The organism is Candidatus Babela massiliensis, from assembly GCF_000513475.1.
Taxonomy (GTDB): domain Bacteria; phylum Babelota; class Babeliae; order Babelales; family Babelaceae; genus Babela; species Babela massiliensis.
Genome location: NC_023003.1, coordinates 890,102 through 906,436, shown reverse-complemented (window position 1 = coordinate 906,436; position 16,335 = coordinate 890,102). Strand labels below are relative to the sequence as shown.

At 25.2% G+C, this 16,335-nt stretch carries 9 protein-coding genes; 8 read left to right on the top strand and 1 reads right to left on the bottom strand.

Annotation, left to right across the window (positions count from 1 at the left end):
• Window positions 1-131 precede the first annotated feature (131 nt).
• The 7 genes from BABL1_RS04090 to BABL1_RS04060 all read left to right on the top strand — a co-directional run bounded on the left by BABL1_RS04090 (window position 132) and on the right by BABL1_RS04060 (window position 13,548).
• Window positions 132-2,033 carry an MICOS complex subunit MIC60 gene (locus tag BABL1_RS04090; protein ID WP_023792761.1) on the top strand — a complete coding sequence of 634 codons (1,902 nt, stop codon included), beginning with the start codon at window positions 132-134 and terminating at the stop codon, window positions 2,031-2,033.
• A gap of 90 nt (window positions 2,034-2,123) precedes the next feature.
• A complete protein-coding gene (locus BABL1_RS04085) occupies window positions 2,124-4,088 on the top strand; it encodes an MICOS complex subunit MIC60 (RefSeq protein WP_023792759.1) in 1,965 nt (654 codons plus the stop codon).
• 125 nt (window positions 4,089-4,213) lie between these two features.
• Window positions 4,214-6,181, top strand: coding sequence for a hypothetical protein (locus BABL1_RS04080; protein WP_023792756.1), 1,968 nt, complete (start codon window positions 4,214-4,216; stop codon window positions 6,179-6,181).
• An 18-nt stretch (window positions 6,182-6,199) separates the two neighbouring features.
• Window positions 6,200-8,092, top strand: a complete 1,893-nt coding sequence (locus BABL1_RS04075) for a hypothetical protein (protein ID WP_023792753.1) — start codon at window positions 6,200-6,202, stop codon at window positions 8,090-8,092.
• 25 nt (window positions 8,093-8,117) lie between these two features.
• Window positions 8,118-10,007 carry a hypothetical protein gene (locus BABL1_RS04070; RefSeq protein WP_023792750.1) on the top strand — a complete coding sequence of 630 codons (1,890 nt, stop codon included), beginning with the start codon at window positions 8,118-8,120 and terminating at the stop codon, window positions 10,005-10,007.
• 8 nt (window positions 10,008-10,015) lie between these two features.
• Window positions 10,016-11,818 carry a hypothetical protein gene (locus BABL1_RS04065; RefSeq protein ID WP_023792747.1) on the top strand — a complete coding sequence of 601 codons (1,803 nt, stop codon included), beginning with the start codon at window positions 10,016-10,018 and terminating at the stop codon, window positions 11,816-11,818.
• Window positions 11,819-11,904: 86 nt separating this feature from the next.
• Entirely contained in the window at window positions 11,905-13,548 is a 1,644-nt protein-coding gene (locus tag BABL1_RS04060; protein WP_023792745.1) for an alkaline phosphatase family protein, read from the top strand.
• A 33-nt stretch (window positions 13,549-13,581) separates the two neighbouring features.
• Here BABL1_RS04060 and BABL1_RS04055 read toward each other — a convergent pair whose 3' ends face one another.
• Window positions 13,582-15,663 carry a M3 family metallopeptidase gene (locus BABL1_RS04055; protein WP_023792742.1) on the bottom strand — a complete coding sequence of 694 codons (2,082 nt, stop codon included), beginning with the start codon at window positions 15,661-15,663 and terminating at the stop codon, window positions 13,582-13,584.
• Between the two features lie 213 nt (window positions 15,664-15,876).
• On the opposite strand from BABL1_RS04055, the gene BABL1_RS04050 reads away from it, so the two are divergent.
• Complete coding sequence (locus tag BABL1_RS04050; protein ID WP_023792739.1) at window positions 15,877-16,320, top strand: hypothetical protein; 444 nt, start codon at window positions 15,877-15,879, stop codon at window positions 16,318-16,320.
• Window positions 16,321-16,335: the final 15 nt, after the last annotated feature.

Genomic DNA, 16,335 nt, shown 5'->3' with positions numbered 1-16,335 from the left:
ATCAATATACACGAAAGTTAAAGTGCAAAGTTTAAGTTTTTTACAATTTGAAAAATATATGTTATTATTATAGTGTAATTAAGTAAATACATAAAAATATAAATTAATAATTACAGAACTTTGAGGTCAAAATGATAAAAATAATAAATAAATTTAATAAGATATTAATTATCACATTAAGTATGATAATTAATACAACTAATACTATGCATAAAATAGTGGATGCCTTAAGAGATAATAATCTAACAAGTATCGATGCTATGAAAAAATCAGGAGTTGAAGATATAAATGCAAAAAAAATAATAGCTTTTGCAAACCTCCTATTTTATCAAAAACTACAAATAGAGGCCTTAAAAGCTATATTGCCTTATACTCAAGAACTTATAAATACCGCATTACCATCACAACCGGTCTATTTACATATTAATATGAATGCCAAGTATCCTGATGATTACATAGTAATTAACGTAAATACTCAAGAAGCTCATGAAATGTATGATAAAAGTATATTAATGACCAGTAAAGTAAATGCCGTTAAAAACTTTGCAAAAAAATGTGAATTAAAATTACAATATTTTAACTACTTCGATGCACTTTTGAAAAATGGTAATTTATCAGGAGATATAAAACTCATTGCTATAGAAAATAAACATTATTTTACAAAATCAATTATCAATAACAGCATAGGTGGACCCGATTTAATAGCAAAACCATTAATTGAATTAGTCACTTACCTTGCACCAAACCACTTTCTTAAATCAAATTATTTACTTGATTTAAAAGCAGCTACCTTAGATGCTTCAATAAAAGGCAAAAGCTTTGAACTTATAGAATCATGGCTTACTAAAACAGGATACTTAGAAGATATAGTAAAATTTATGCCAGATTTATTACCTATGTGTCAAGCAGTAAATGAGATACATAACTTGTTTAACTTTTTACCTAAATCTCAAGTATTTAACTTAAAACAAGCAACTGACTTACATACTGCAATATTAAAAACTGTTGAAGAATATGAACCTAAACAAGAAAAGTATGATTTATTATACGAACAAATAATATCAGATATCAATAACATTATTAAAAATAGCAAATTTAATGCTAAAGAAAAAATAGTTTATAAATTAGCATTGACTAAGTTTTTATTAAATTTCTCTTCTTATGAATATAAGAATTTGCCTTTAAGTTTAAATAATAAAGAAACTAAAGCAATATTAGAAGAGTTTATAGGTGTAAAATTAGCAGATAATAAATCACCAATAATAAACCAAACCGCTTCAACAAAAAAACCAAAGAAAACTCAAGTTATTCAGCAAGTTTCTAAGAGCAAAAAGGAAAAACAGCAACGTGCTAAAAAAACTGCTGCTAAAGTTGAACGTAAAAAACAACAAAGATTAGAACAAGAAAAATTAGAACAAGAAAAAGCTTTAAAATTACAAGAAGAACAAGAACGTTGTGAACAAAAAAGATTAAAAAAACTTCAAGCAGAAATAGAGCTCAAGGATTTTCTTTATAATCAATATTATCAATATCAGCCTACTTACGCTTCACGCGTAATAGAATGGTTCGAAAGAGAATTTACTCAAGAAGAACTATTAAGCGATAGAGAAAAAGAATATAATAAATCTATTTTATATCATACCTATTCACCTTTAGTAGATCTCTTTATTCAAAAATATGGTAAAAAAGAAAGCTATAATAACTTAAAAGATCAAAGACTAGATACAAGATACTATATGTTTGGCATAATCAAATATATCAATGGCGAAATTATGGACGTAGCATTTGAGCATACTCTTAGCATTATAGATGGGATATGTTATCATAGAGGATTTATTAAAGATATAATATCTCCTATAACTGTAAATAAAAAACAGAATATACTAAAAAGTATAAGTAACATGAAAATCCATAAGTTAGACTTAATTATAAATAATAGAACCTATACTAATCAGGAATATAAAGAAACTAAAGATTTCATAATAGTTAAAGATACTAAAAATCAAGTAGATCTTATATTATTAAAACCATAAAATATAAATGGTCAAGCATTATTTGCTTGACCTATAAGATCCATCAACATCTTAAAGTTATTTAATAATAAGTAATTTAAAGGAACATAAATGAAAATAAATAAATTCTATAACAAGAGCATATGGGTTTTATGGGCCATTATTATTTTCGCTCCTATAAATAACATTTATTCTATGCAGAGAGTAGAAAATATAATTAAAAACACTCAACATCTAGCAGCATTTGTTAAATTAAAAAAAGCAGGAATCAATGATATTAATTTGCAGAAACTTACAGTTATTGCAAATCTTCTATTTTATCAAAAACTACAATTAAACGCTTTAAGATGGACTTTACCTTTATTTCAGGAAATAATCGATACCTCTAGTGATAAAGAAATAGTATACTCAAGAGAAAGCTCTACAGCAGTTACTAATTCAGACAAAATAGTAATTCCTATAGAATCAAATTGTACAAAGGTACTTCATGACTATCTTAAACAAAAAATCAAAAAAATAGAAAGTACTAACAACTTTGAAGTAGGAAATAATATAACCTTAGAAACTATAGAATATTTAAATCGTTTGATTAAAAGTAATACAGATGAAACTTTGATTTGTATGGCAAAAGATTTTAAAAATTACTTTTACAAGTTAATAGCATCAAATACTTTGGGATATTATAATGCCTTTACAGCTCCATTAATTGAGTTAATTCTATATATAGATCCGGATAAGATATTATTAATGCAAAAAGATCATCAACCCAATACTGATAGTATATGTTGTCAGGAATGCTTAAGAGAAAAAGCCGAAATTGCTCACAGCAATAATAATAGTTATGAACTTATAGAAAAATGGCTAACAAAAGCTGACTTAATTAGTGACATAGATAAAATTATGCCCGAACTATTAGAAATATGCAAAAAAACAAACGATATCCATATTAGATTTAAATCTATTTCTAAATCAAATTCATCACAAAAAATAGAGCATATATCAGAATTACGTGATCAAATAGTAAGTACTATAGCAATATTTCAAGAGCGTCAAAGTGAACTAGATCAACTATACAAAGACATAATGGATTTGGCAACTTATATAGTAAAAAATAGTAAACTAAATGTAAAAGAAAAATCTCAATACAAAAAGATAATAACGAAATTTTTATTAAACTTTGATAACTTTTGCTATTCTGATTTGCCTTCAAGTATAGATGATAATAATCCTGATTTTATAAAAATGAATGAAAGTATTTTAGGATTAAAAAATCCTGAGGCACCAAGTGTTCAAGAAAAAAAAGAAGGTTTAAACAAAAACCAAAATAAAAAAAGTATACAGATAAGTAGTAAGCAATTAACTAAAGCAAAACAAGAGCAATTAAAGCGCTCTAAAAAAATAGCTGCTAAAGTTGAAAGAAAAAAGCTAGAGAAACTTCATCAAGAGAAAATCAAACAAGAACAAATTCTACAAGAAAGTTTAAGACAAGAAAAGATAGAACAAGAACGTTTAGAACAAATTAAGATAGAGCAAGAACACCAAAAGTATCTTGATGAAGAATTTTACAAATTTCAACCTATATATGATTCAAGAATAATACAATGGCTTTATAAAGAGTTTACTCAAGAAGAACTATTAAATGATAAAGATACAGAACATAATAAATCTATTTTATATCATACCTATTCGCCTTTAGTTGATCTATTTGTTCAAAAGTACGGTAGACAAGAGACTTTTATTAATAAAGATCAAAGATCAGACATACGATATTATATGTTAGGGATAATCAAAACTCAGCATGGTGATAATATTAATGTAAGATTTGATCATACTTGTAGCTCACTCGATAAATTATGTTATCATAGAGGATTTTTAAAAGATATAGTGCTTTTTATTTCCACAAATAATAAAAAAAATCTGTTTAAAAAATTAAAAACTAAAAAATTAATTATAAAAATAAACGATAATATATACAGAGAACAAGAATATCAAGAAAATAATAATATCATTCTAATTAAAGATCCAATAAATCAAGTAGAGCTTATATTGATTAAGAATTGGGATCTACTCTCTTAAGAAAACTAAGCACATAGCCATCAAATATTATAAAAATTACTATAATTTTACAATTTGAAAAATAAATTGTAAAATTATAGTATAAAGACGATTTTAAATTTAAATAAATATTTTAGGTGAATAATATGGACGTTAAAATTATAAATAGATTTTTAAAATCTATATTACTAATGTTGAGTATCCTTAATTTTAATATTAATTACTCCATGACAAAAACAAATAGATTAGATGATATAAAAACCAAAGTAATGAAAAATATTGAAGAGAAATTAAAAGGATTAGGACTAGAAAATATCCCTAGCAGTAATCATCTGAATTTAATTTTAAATCTATTATTTTATCAAAAATGTATAATTAATACTTTAAAATTCTTAGAACCTATATCTAGCCAGTTAATAGATCATTCAAGCCAAGATATTAAAATTACTGCCTATATCTTTCAAACACTAAAAACTGTATCTGCTAAACATGAGGAAAAATTTAAAGATAAAGGTATCAAAGTACTAAGAACAGAAGAAGATATAGAAGAAGCTAAAGCTTTAGTGGACTTACCAAATGTAGAAACAGTTATACTTGAAACACCTGAACAGATTTCTTCTCTTTTTAAATGTCTTACAGAAAGAGATGTTCTAGATTCAGATCTAATCAAAGAACAATTAAATAATTATTATTATTGGAACAATCTTTATAATTTAAATAAAGATTATACAATTAAAGCTATTATGAATAACGAAATACATCGCTATTTGAAGATAATCTTATATAGACTACTGTCAAAAAATTTATTTTTAAATTACGGATATATAAATATAATAGCTAACTTCTATTTCTATTTAACCGTTACTGACGATAGCATTAAAGAAAAAGAATTAGAAGATATATTAAATGATGAAGAAAGTGCACTTAAAAATGGAACTTTTGCTGAATTTATAGAAAGAATTTTAGATAAAATCAATATCAAAGATCAAATCAAAAACACTATACCTGATTTTATACCTCTATTAACAGAATTTAATAAATTATCTAGATTAATGAAACATCTCATTATAAAAACAGAATTTCAAGGGCATAAGCCTTTTGATATCAACACTAGCATCTATATAAATAATTCAATTAAAAAGTTAATTACTCAGTTTGAAGGCAATCAAAAAGATTATGAAAAGTTATATGAAAATGTAATGAATTTAAAAGATGATATAATAAAATATTGTGATAATAAAACTAAATCAGATTGTAATAGCAGCTATACAGCAATTAGATTTTCTTCTGGAACTCCAGATAAAAAATCTAAAACATTACCAAGCTCTATTGAAGATAATAATGAAGAGTTTAAACAAATTTTCAACCATTTTTTAAATATAAAAATAAATACACAATCTGAGACTCAAGCAAACAATGCACCCATTCAGGATAATTGGTTAGATTTTTTAACAAAGAATAATAAATCAAAAGGTAATATACAAAAACAAAAGAAAAAGAAAAGTTCTCGAAGAAGACCTCATAAAAAACAAAACGTAAAATCTGAAGAAGAATTAGAAGATAGTACCAGTAATACTCAAGAAGTAAATAAATTTAATATAGAAGATCTATATTACGAAGTTCCTAAATATGCTTCAAGAATACTTGAATGGTTTGATAAAGATTCTGTAAAGGACAAAAATTATTATTCAATATTATATCATACCTATTGTCCTATTGTTGATCTCATAATTAAAAAGTACGGAAAAGTAAAACTAAGAATTAACCGAACAACTAACAATCAAGATAAAGCATACTATCTTTTGGGATTAGTAAAGTATCCAAATGGAAATGTTCAAAGCGCAGTATTTGTCAATTGCTATGACAAAAATGGAACTCTATATCATAGAGGAATAGAAACTAACAATAGCCAAGAAATATACCAGCAATTGGCCAATAAAGATATAAGCTTTAATATTCCACTTTCAAATATAACACAAAATCTAAACCGTAGAAGGTTTATATTCAAAGAGGATTACAAAAAGATATATCATGATACATCTTTTGAAGAAAATGAACTATGTATATATGTAAAAGATAATCAAAATAACGCAACTTTAATATTATTTAAATAAAAGCTACGGAATAAAAAAATGAAAAAAAATACTAATAAATTTTATAAATTATTATTAATCATAACTTCGCTTATATTAAACGTTGATTATTGTAATTCTATGAAAAAAGATAAAACAACTAATCAGCAAGAAAGAGAAAAACTTCAAGAATTAGGTATAAATAATGTTAGTGAAATACATAAGCTGTATGTAATTGCAAATTTAATTCTATATCAAAAGGCAGTAATACATCTTCTAAAAAGTTGTATTCCTATAACTGAAAAACTTATTGATACTAATTTTGAAAGAAAAAAAATAAAATTTTCATTTAATATAAGTGGTGAAAGTTCAATCAAAACTCTTCAAGAGATGCAAGAAGCCAAGAAAAAATTTCCAATAAAAATAGAATCTGAAGAATCAGATAAAGATAAAGATTATGTAGAATACTATATAACATCACCTGAAGCTCAAGCCCTTATTCTTAAGGATGCATGGAAGCAAACTGGTAAAACATTCGATGCTGAAGAATCGTTAGAAGTATACAATAATCTAAATATTCTTATGCTAAATTCAAGCTCAGATAAAGATTTAATATTAGTAATAAATGAAAAACTACAATCATATGGTAAAAATTTTATTTATACATCCTTAGATCCTAACAATTCTTTTGTCTTTCAAGGACTTGCTGGTTTAATAGCAAATTTAGAAAATGATTTACGTTCATCAAAATTGATGCATATAAGAGCTATCAATGCTATTAATCAAAAAAACTTCATTGAATTTTTTCAAAAATGGTTAGAATTATCTGATTTACAAGAAATAGTACAAAACCTTATGCCTAATTTTGTACCTTTTTTAAAGAAAGTTAATCAACTACTAAAATTGATAAATACCTTTGAAACAGAAGACAGAAATATATATAGACCATATAGTAAAAAAGAAAGCATGCTACTTAATACTTTTATAAACGCAATTATAAACGAAATAAAGGTAAGGGAAAAAGATTATGAGGAACTATATAAAAAAATAATTACACTTAGACCTTTAGCAATAAAAGCTCTTAAAAAGCAAAATTCTTTATCTTATGACAAATATTGCAATCATGTATTACTGGCAGTCAGAACAGCAACATGTCTTCCAAATAGTATAGAAGAAAACAGTAAAAGTTTATTAAATTTTATCAAAAATTGTCTAAATATTAAAATAGAGCCTGAAAGTAGCAATAAAGAATTAGAAAACGAAAATTGGCTTGACTTTTTAACCCAAAATAAACCTGTTCAAAAAGTATCGATTAAGAAAAAAAATAAAAAATCTAGACATAGACCGCATAGAAATCAACAAACAAATACAGAAGAGCTAGAGGCTGAAGAAGAACAAGAAAATACAACAATAAAAACCATAAATAATTTAAACAACCGTTTATTTGATATTCCAAAGTATGCAGATAGAATACTTAAATGGTTTACTCATAGTTATATCAAAAATCAAGAACAAAGTTCTATTTTATATCATACTTACTGCCCTATTATCGATCTGTTTGTCAAAAAATATGGAAAAGTAAAAATAAGGCCAAACAAAATTAATAATACTCAAGATAATGCTTACTATCTTCAAGGTATAATTAAGTATCCAAATGGACAAACTCAACATGCTGTATTTGTTAATTGCTACGATAAAAATGATATTTTATACCATAGAGGAATAGAGACTAAAAATGGACAAGAAATATTTAGTGAAATTGAGTTTAATTTCCCTACTCCAAGCGAACAAGTTAAATCAATAGAAGAAGATATATTAGAAGAAAGAAAAATTAACTTAAATAACTTTTATGATATTTATAATCTCTATAGCATAAGAAATTTCAAAGAAAATAACTTTTGCCTATATGTTGACGATATAAAAAATAACGTCACTTTAATATTATTTAAATAATACAATTATACGTGGAATGAAAAAAATGAAAAAAAATATAAATAAATTTTTGACACTACTATTGTTATTTATATGTTTTATAGAAAATAGTAGTTATTCTATGAACAAAAGTATAAAAAATGAACAAAAAAACGTAGGTTTTAGTTCTTTAAAAGAAAAATTAGAAGAATTAAGCATAGAAAATATGTCAGAAATTGCAAAATTAGCTTATGTTGCGAATATACTGTTATATCAAAAAACAATAGTACATTTATTAAGATTTTTGGAGCCCGTATCTCGTAAGTTAATAGAAACATCTGGGGATCATTTGGTATCATATTTAATGACCACTGATATGGATCTATTAGAAACTTCAGAAATGGTAAAAGATCAGGGTTATCATATTGAACCAACTAACTCGGATAATCAACCAAAATATGAGCATGGTGTTCGTTTGTATACCCCTGAAGCCCAAGCTTTTGTCCTAAAATATGTAACTAAAAGAAGTCCTAGTTCGCATTGTTATTATGAAAATGTAGAATATTATAACTTCTTACACAAGCAATTAGAATTACATTCAAATAATCCTGAAATAGGTATAATTACAAATAATGAAATACATAGGTATGGTCGAGCTATTATTAATACTTATCTTATTAGTAATAATTTGATTCCTCAAGGAATAATATCTTTACTTTATAATTGCTCTGATCATAACATGTTTATATCTGCTGCAGATATTGAAAAAGAAGCTTTAGAATCTATTCAAGATAATAGTTTTACAGATTTCTTAGAAAAATGGCTTGAAAGAGGAGGCTTAAATAGTATAGTAAAAAAGTTAATTCCTAATTTTGTTACGTTTTTTAAAAAATGTGGCCAACTAGTAAAATTATTAGATAATCTAAAAAAAGAAGACAGTGAATTTTATAAGCCGTTTAATAAAACTCAAAGTCAAGTAATTAATTCTTTTATAAATCTCATCATTAAAGATTTTGAGCAGTATGAAAAAGAATCTGAATCTACTTATAAAAAAATAATAGAACTTAGAAACTTTATTATAAAAGATATATCGATATCCAATCCAAGAGAATTTTTAAAGGCTTATATGTACGTCAGGCTATCAAAACCTCTAAATCTTCGTAATTGTAATCTACCATTGACTATAGATAGCAATAACAAGGAATTCTTAAAGTTTTTAGAAAACTACATTGACTTACAAGCTGAAAAACCAATTATTGAGACTTCAAATAATGAAAACAGTTGGTTAGATTTTATAATAAATAATAGAAAGCAAAATTTAGATAGCTCAACATGTAAAAAAAGTAAAAAGACCAGAAGAAGACCGCATAGAAGAGAATTACAAAAACCAGGTATATCAAGTACAATAAATGATAATCCCAAAATTTCTAAACCAGAAGTTAAAGAAACTTTTGAAGAGCCTGAATATGATCAAAGAATTACAAGATGGTTTGATTCTAATTTTACTCAAGATAAAGATTATAATTCAATATTGTATCATACCTATTGTCCAATAGCAGACATGTTAATTAAAAAGTATGGAAACCAAACAATAAGGAAAAATAAGACTTTTAACACTCAAGATACGGTATATTCTACATTAGGTATGATTATATATCCAAATGGAAGCTCACAAAATGTATTATTTGTTAATTGTTATGGTCAAGATGGACTTTGCTATCATAGAGGATTTGAAAAAATGAGAACCTTAATGCAATCTACAGATAGCACACTAGCAAGTTTTATAGATTCAGTAAGTAGTGAAATAGATAAAGATTTAAAAAGCAAAAAATTTTTTTTAAAAGATTTATACTATAGTCAATATAATCTATACCAGACAACTAACTTTAAAGAAAATCACTTCTGCTTTCATATAAAAGACCCTAAAAATAACGTTACTCTAGTTCTTTTTAAATAAAATACAAAATGATCAAAATAAATTATAGAAATTTTATAAATTTAATTTTAATATTGAATGTTTTTAGTCATACCATATTTTTTGGTATGACTAATCCCAAATTAATAAGTCAAGAATTACCTACAAGCTTAAAAAATTTAAGTGCTCATAAAGTATCTTGCTTAGCTAATTTATTGGTATATCAAAAAATATTATTTACTGCGCTTAAATTCATAAAACCATTTACTCAAGTACTTTTAGAAACCTCAAAAGATAAAGAAAGTGTTTATAATTTTGCTCCTATTTATAATAAAGATAATCTTATAAATTCTATAAAATCAGAAGGTTACAAAAAATTAAGCATTGAAGATTCGACAGATCTTTTTGAAAAATATAACTGTATAAATTTATGTACTCCTGAAGCTCAAGCATTTTGTACAAGTATGTTAATACACTTAAGAAACGATAAAGAAAAAAGTATTAATTTCCTTTTAAAAACTTATAATTATTTAAATAATTTATCTAATAATCAATATAATAATGAAATAAAATTAGTAATAGAAGAAAGAAAAAATATTATATCCAAAGCCTTAATTCATCAAATTATTGCTAATAAATTAATACTAATATTTCCCTTAATTAATATAAGAACCACACAACAGCAAATATCTCAAATAGAAGCTACTCATGCAATTGAAATTGATGATGTTATAAATACTATAAAAAAATGGATTGAGGATATTAATTTAACAGTAGAAGCCAATAGTCTAATACCTGATCTAATACCACTATGTACATTAACTGAAAAGTTTGCAAATCTCTTTAACAAATTTTACTTCCAAGAAAACGGTACATTCCGATTAATAAATTGCCAGGAAAGTAAATTAATCTATCAATTTTTAGAAAGATTAATAGATAGATTAGAATCTAAACAAGATCATTACCAAAAATTATATACTCACTTATTAGAATTAGGTAAGGATCTCTATCGCAAGATAGAAGATAGAAAAAATCTTAAGAAGTTTAGATTAAAAACAGCATATCCTTTAATTAACGAAATCTTACCCAGTAGTATAGAATCAAGTAATACTGAATTTATTAAAATTCTGCAAAGTATAGAAATACCAGTTGAAGAAAGTACACAAGATGTAGAAGAAACTAAAGAAGACCATCCAATACAATCTCAAAAAAAATCTAATCATCCTAAAAAATCATCTAAGAAAAAGCACAGGAGGCCTCATAAATATAAATCTAATGAAGAAAAAGAAGAGAAATTAGAGCATAAAAATTTAGAGAAACAAATTAAAAATACTACAACTTACCTAGATCTACCACAATACAGTCCTAGAATACTAAAATGGTTTAAATCTGAATATACCTACGACAAAAAAACTAATTCAATTCTATATCATACCTATAACCCAATTGCAGATATAGTTATCAAAAAATATGGGATAAAAAAAAATAGACAGAATAAAACTCACGATACTCAAGATACTGCCTATTTTATGTTAGGGATAATCAAATATAATGATTCTTCTACTCAAAATGTAATATTTGTCAACTGTTATGATCATAATAATATTTGTTATCATAGAGGCATAGAGCATAAAAATGGTCAAGAAATATTTAATGAAATAATACAAAATAATGTTACATTTAAATTTCCTGAACCAAAGCTAGATCAATTTCATACAAATAAGTTAATATTATCAAACAGTGAAAATTATTTGTATCCTGAAAAATATTTTAAAGAAAATGATTTTTGTATTTACATGGAAGACCCTAAAAATGAAGTATCTCTAATTCTTTTCAAGCAAATAAATATTTAATATAAAAACAATATCTATTGACTTACTATTTTTTGAATTAATAAAATAATATTAATATTGCAAAATTTTAATATTACAAATCAATAATGAAAATTAGATATTTACTAACAATCTTAATTCAATTAATTGTATATAACACTATTAATAGCTTTTCTACTGCGAAAATAGCAATCATAATAGTAATAGATCAATTTGGTTATAATTATATAAATAAATTGGAATCAAATCTAAATGGCGGAATAAAATATTTAATAGATAATGGTATAGTTTTTACCAATGCTCATTATGCACAAAGTCCTTGTACTTCAGCTGATCATGCATTACTATCAACTGGGGTATTTGCCTCTTATCATGGTATTATAAATAATAAATGGTACGAAAATAATCAGCTAGTTTATTGTGATCAAGACGATAACAATAAAGCTCAAGTATTTAAGCCTGACGGAACTTTATATGATTATGGCAAATCAGCAAAGAATATTATGGTTGACGGATTATCAGATCAATTAATTATGAGTTCTAATGATCTCAAAAATCAAGCATGGGCTTTATCTTTAAAAAGTAGAGCAGCAATATCCATGGCTTCTAAATTAGGTAAAGCACTATGGATAGATAATGAAACAGGTAATTTCACATCAAGCAAAGCTTATTTTGATAAATTACCAGAATGGATCACTAATTTTAATAAAAAAGAAAAAATAGATAAAATTATAAATTTTATCTGGCAGCCTATTTATAAAGATAAGCAATTCTATAATATTCAATTTAATAATTACTATAAGTACTCAAAACTTGAATTTCCATTAATAGACAATATTTTAACAGTAGATAATTTAATTAAAAATAAATACGAACAACTCTATAACAAAACTCCTCTTGCCAATCAAAATTTAATTAAACTTGCAAAAAAGTGCCTAAAAATAAATTTAAATAATAATAAGTTCATCTTATGGCTTAGCCTAAGCAGCTTAGATAAAGTTGGACATGTCTATGGACCTGACAGTAAAGAAGCAATAGATATGGTCTATCAAATGGATAATCAAATTCAAGGTTTAATTAATTATATATATAAGATAGCAGATAAAAGAAATATAAAAAAAGAAGATATATTAATAGCATTGACTGCTGATCATGGAGTAATGCCACTAACTCCGCCATTAAAAGAATTTGGGCTCGATATTGTACATAATTATAGCTCAAAAGAGTTAACTGATAATATTAATAGTCAAATAAATAATAAATATAACATTAAAGATATAATTATAGGACATAAAAATAATCAATTTTACTTAAATAAATTAAAATTAAAAAAATTGAAAAAAAATATAAGAACTAATATATATAAAGATATAAAAAAGTACCTTTTAAATCTCCCAGGTATTAGAAATGCCTGGACACTTAAAGAACTATCTAAAGCCAATTTCGATATACTTGATAGAGATATCTATATAAGAAGAGAAATATATAAAAAACGCAGTGGTAAAATTTTTTATTCTTTAATGCCTTATACTAAAATAACAAAACATTATTTAAAAGGCATTGCTCATACTTCTCAATATAATTATGACACTCATGTACCATTAATCATATATCAACCTGGTAATTTTTTTAAAAAGAGAATAACTAAAAATGTTTATATGACCCAATTTGTCCCAACCATTTCACAAATACTTAATATATCAAGACCATCAGCTTCTTCTGATAACGTTTTACCTATCTTTGATAAATAAAAAGAGCAAGTTAATAACTTGCTCTTTTTTAAATTATAATCCACAATCTTTGAAAAATGCTTCCGAAGAAGTTTCTCTTGATAAAAAGTCTTTTAAAAGTTCATTAGGATCTTGACTTCCGCCTTTAGCTAAAATCTTTTGTGCATAAAGTTCACCGATCTCTCTATTAAATAACCCGTGCTCTTTGATTTTATTAAAAAGATCTTTTGCATAAATTTTAGACCATAAATATCCATAATATTTTGAACCATAATTTGTAAGATGACCAAAGGAACAATATCCATAATCTGAACAACCATAAGTAACTTCGGATAATAGATCATGCGCTTCTCTCCAAATTAAATCGATATTTTTTGATTCGCCTTTATCAAACAAATTCAAAGATATTAGTGAATAAGCAACTTGGCCCAATAAATGCGAAGCAATTAAAGCATTTTGGTTTTTTTGTATACTTTCTATTATATTATCTGGTAATTTTTCTCCAGTTATATAATGCTTACTAATAGATTTTAATACTTCTTTATCTGTCATCCATTCTTCAAGCATTTGAGACGGCATCTCAACAAAGTCACCTTTAACCGAAGTTCCAGACTGATTAGCAAGTTCTGTTGATCCTAAAAGGCTATGAATTGCATGACCACACTCATGGAAGAATGTTGTTACTTCTTTACGTCTTAATAAAGCAGGCTTATCTTTTTGAGGCTTGGTAAAATTAGCAATAACTAAAACTACCGCTGGAGATATAATATCATAATTCTTATCTCTAACACTTGAAACAATACCTACTTGACATGCATGAGGATACTTATTGTCTCTTGGCCATAAATCTAATAATAATGTCCCTATAAATTTATTATCTTTATAAACTTTTAAAACTTGAACATCTTCACTCCATAAATTTTGGACATTACTTCTTTCAAATTTTAATCCAAAAAATTGTTCATATATATCAAGCAATGCTTTTAATGTATAATCTGTTGGAAAATACTGTGATATTAAATTTTCATCAAGCATCATATACTTTTTGTTATAGTAATTAACAACAAATTTAAAATCCCAGGGCTTAAATTTATTTTCTACTAAATCTATAGATATTGGGAGATCTTTTTTCAAAGCTTCTATTTCTTGACTTACTTTTAACTTACACTTATCTGAAATATCATTTAAAAAATTTATTACATTAGTAGGAGTTTTAGCCATTTGATCAGCAATATCCATATGGGCATAACTGTCAAAACCAAGAAACTTTGCAAGCCGGTCTCTTAATACAATAATCTTATTCAATACTTCTTTATTGGCCGGATAACCTCTTAAATTAAATTCGTACCAAAGAGCTTTACGCGTTGATTCTATCTCGCATTCCTCAAATATTTTAAAAACCGTCGGATAATCAACTCCTAATATATAAAAATCTTGATCTTTTTTTAGAGATTCAACAAATTCATCATCAACGCCCTTGAGTTCTTCTTTACTAACTTTTATAAATCTATTATCACTATTGATATTCTTATCAAAATCTAAAGCAAGAACACCTAGTTCTTGCGTAATACTTTTAATTAACTCTCTAGTCTGATCATCTTTTTCAAGCCCTGCTTTTTTATAACTATCTAAAGTTTCTTTTATAAAATATTCTTCAAAGTCTGCTATTTTTTCAGATGAAGCAACTCTACTTTCATTATAATTTTTTAAAATTTGGTAAAGCTTTTGATTTTGAGAAAATTGATCTATAGAGAATTTTTGTAATTCCATAACTGATTTTTGTGCAGCCTCTCTCATTTCTTGATCAGGATGTACCATTGTAAGTACATATAAAGTACTAAACTTATAAGAAAAATTAGCCGTTGTTCTATCAAATAAAAGCATAATATTTTTAAAATTATACTCTTGGTCCTTAATATCATAAATAAATTTTAATGAATTTTGCGCTTCTTCAAGTGCTAATTTAGTAAGATTATTAATTTCATCAATATTTTTAGGAAATAAATCCGTAATATTTTCTGTTTTAAAATTTGGTAATTTATAGCTATCACTTATTTTAGTTGATTGGTTAAATATCGAAATACAAAAAAAGACAAAAAATAGTGACATAACAAAAATTATATAAAAATGTTTCATGTAATCCCTCAAAAAAAACGATTAATTATACTCAAAGATGATTATATATCCTAACTATTAAAAACAAAAGTTTTTTAGGATAATAAAATTATTTTTTAGCAAAATAAAAAAAGTATTGCAAATTCAAAATAGAATTTTATAGAATAATGCTATACATAAAAATTTACTAAAATATATTAAATTAAATTTAAAACCAAAAAAAAGGAGGTCCTTATGAAAAAACTTATCACTTTAACAATTGCTATGTTAATGGTAAATGCTACATTTGTTAATGCTTCTGATGATTTTGAACAAGCAAAATCTAAAGTTTATACCGCAAGTGAAAGAATTAAACAACAACATCAAAGAAGAGCTGAACTAGAAGCTAGAATAAACCAAAATCAACAAAAAATAAGCCAAATCCAAGGTAACCCTGAATACAATGCAGAGCACAATAGACTTCAAGAAGAAACTAGACAATTAGTTAACCAACTTAATCATTCTGTAGAAGAATGCAAAAACTGCATAGACCATTTAGGTAAAGAACTTCATTCTGTAAGTTCAAGATATTATGTAACTGGTGAAAAAGGTACTTATGATATTGTACAACCTAAACACCCAAAACTGAATCCAATAGTTTACAAACATAATTCAAATGATAACTTACATAGCTATTAATTTTATTCAATAAAA

What these genes read in the sequence shown, in the direction of transcription:
- BABL1_RS04060 (WP_023792745.1), top strand. Translation starts at nt 11,905, where the DNA reads ATGAAAATTAGATATTTACTAACAATCTTAATTCAATTAATTGTATAT.
- BABL1_RS04050 (WP_023792739.1), top strand. Translation starts at nt 15,877, where the DNA reads ATGAAAAAACTTATCACTTTAACAATTGCTATGTTAATGGTAAATGCT.
- BABL1_RS04070 (WP_023792750.1), top strand. Translation starts at nt 8,118, where the DNA reads ATGAAAAAAAATATAAATAAATTTTTGACACTACTATTGTTATTTATA.
- BABL1_RS04065 (WP_023792747.1), top strand. Translation starts at nt 10,016, where the DNA reads ATGATCAAAATAAATTATAGAAATTTTATAAATTTAATTTTAATATTG.
- BABL1_RS04090 (WP_023792761.1), top strand. Translation starts at nt 132, where the DNA reads ATGATAAAAATAATAAATAAATTTAATAAGATATTAATTATCACATTA.
- BABL1_RS04080 (WP_023792756.1), top strand. Translation starts at nt 4,214, where the DNA reads ATGGACGTTAAAATTATAAATAGATTTTTAAAATCTATATTACTAATG.
- BABL1_RS04085 (WP_023792759.1), top strand. Translation starts at nt 2,124, where the DNA reads ATGAAAATAAATAAATTCTATAACAAGAGCATATGGGTTTTATGGGCC.
- BABL1_RS04055 (WP_023792742.1), bottom strand. Translation starts at nt 15,663, where the DNA reads ATGAAACATTTTTATATAATTTTTGTTATGTCACTATTTTTTGTCTTT.
- BABL1_RS04075 (WP_023792753.1), top strand. Translation starts at nt 6,200, where the DNA reads ATGAAAAAAAATACTAATAAATTTTATAAATTATTATTAATCATAACT.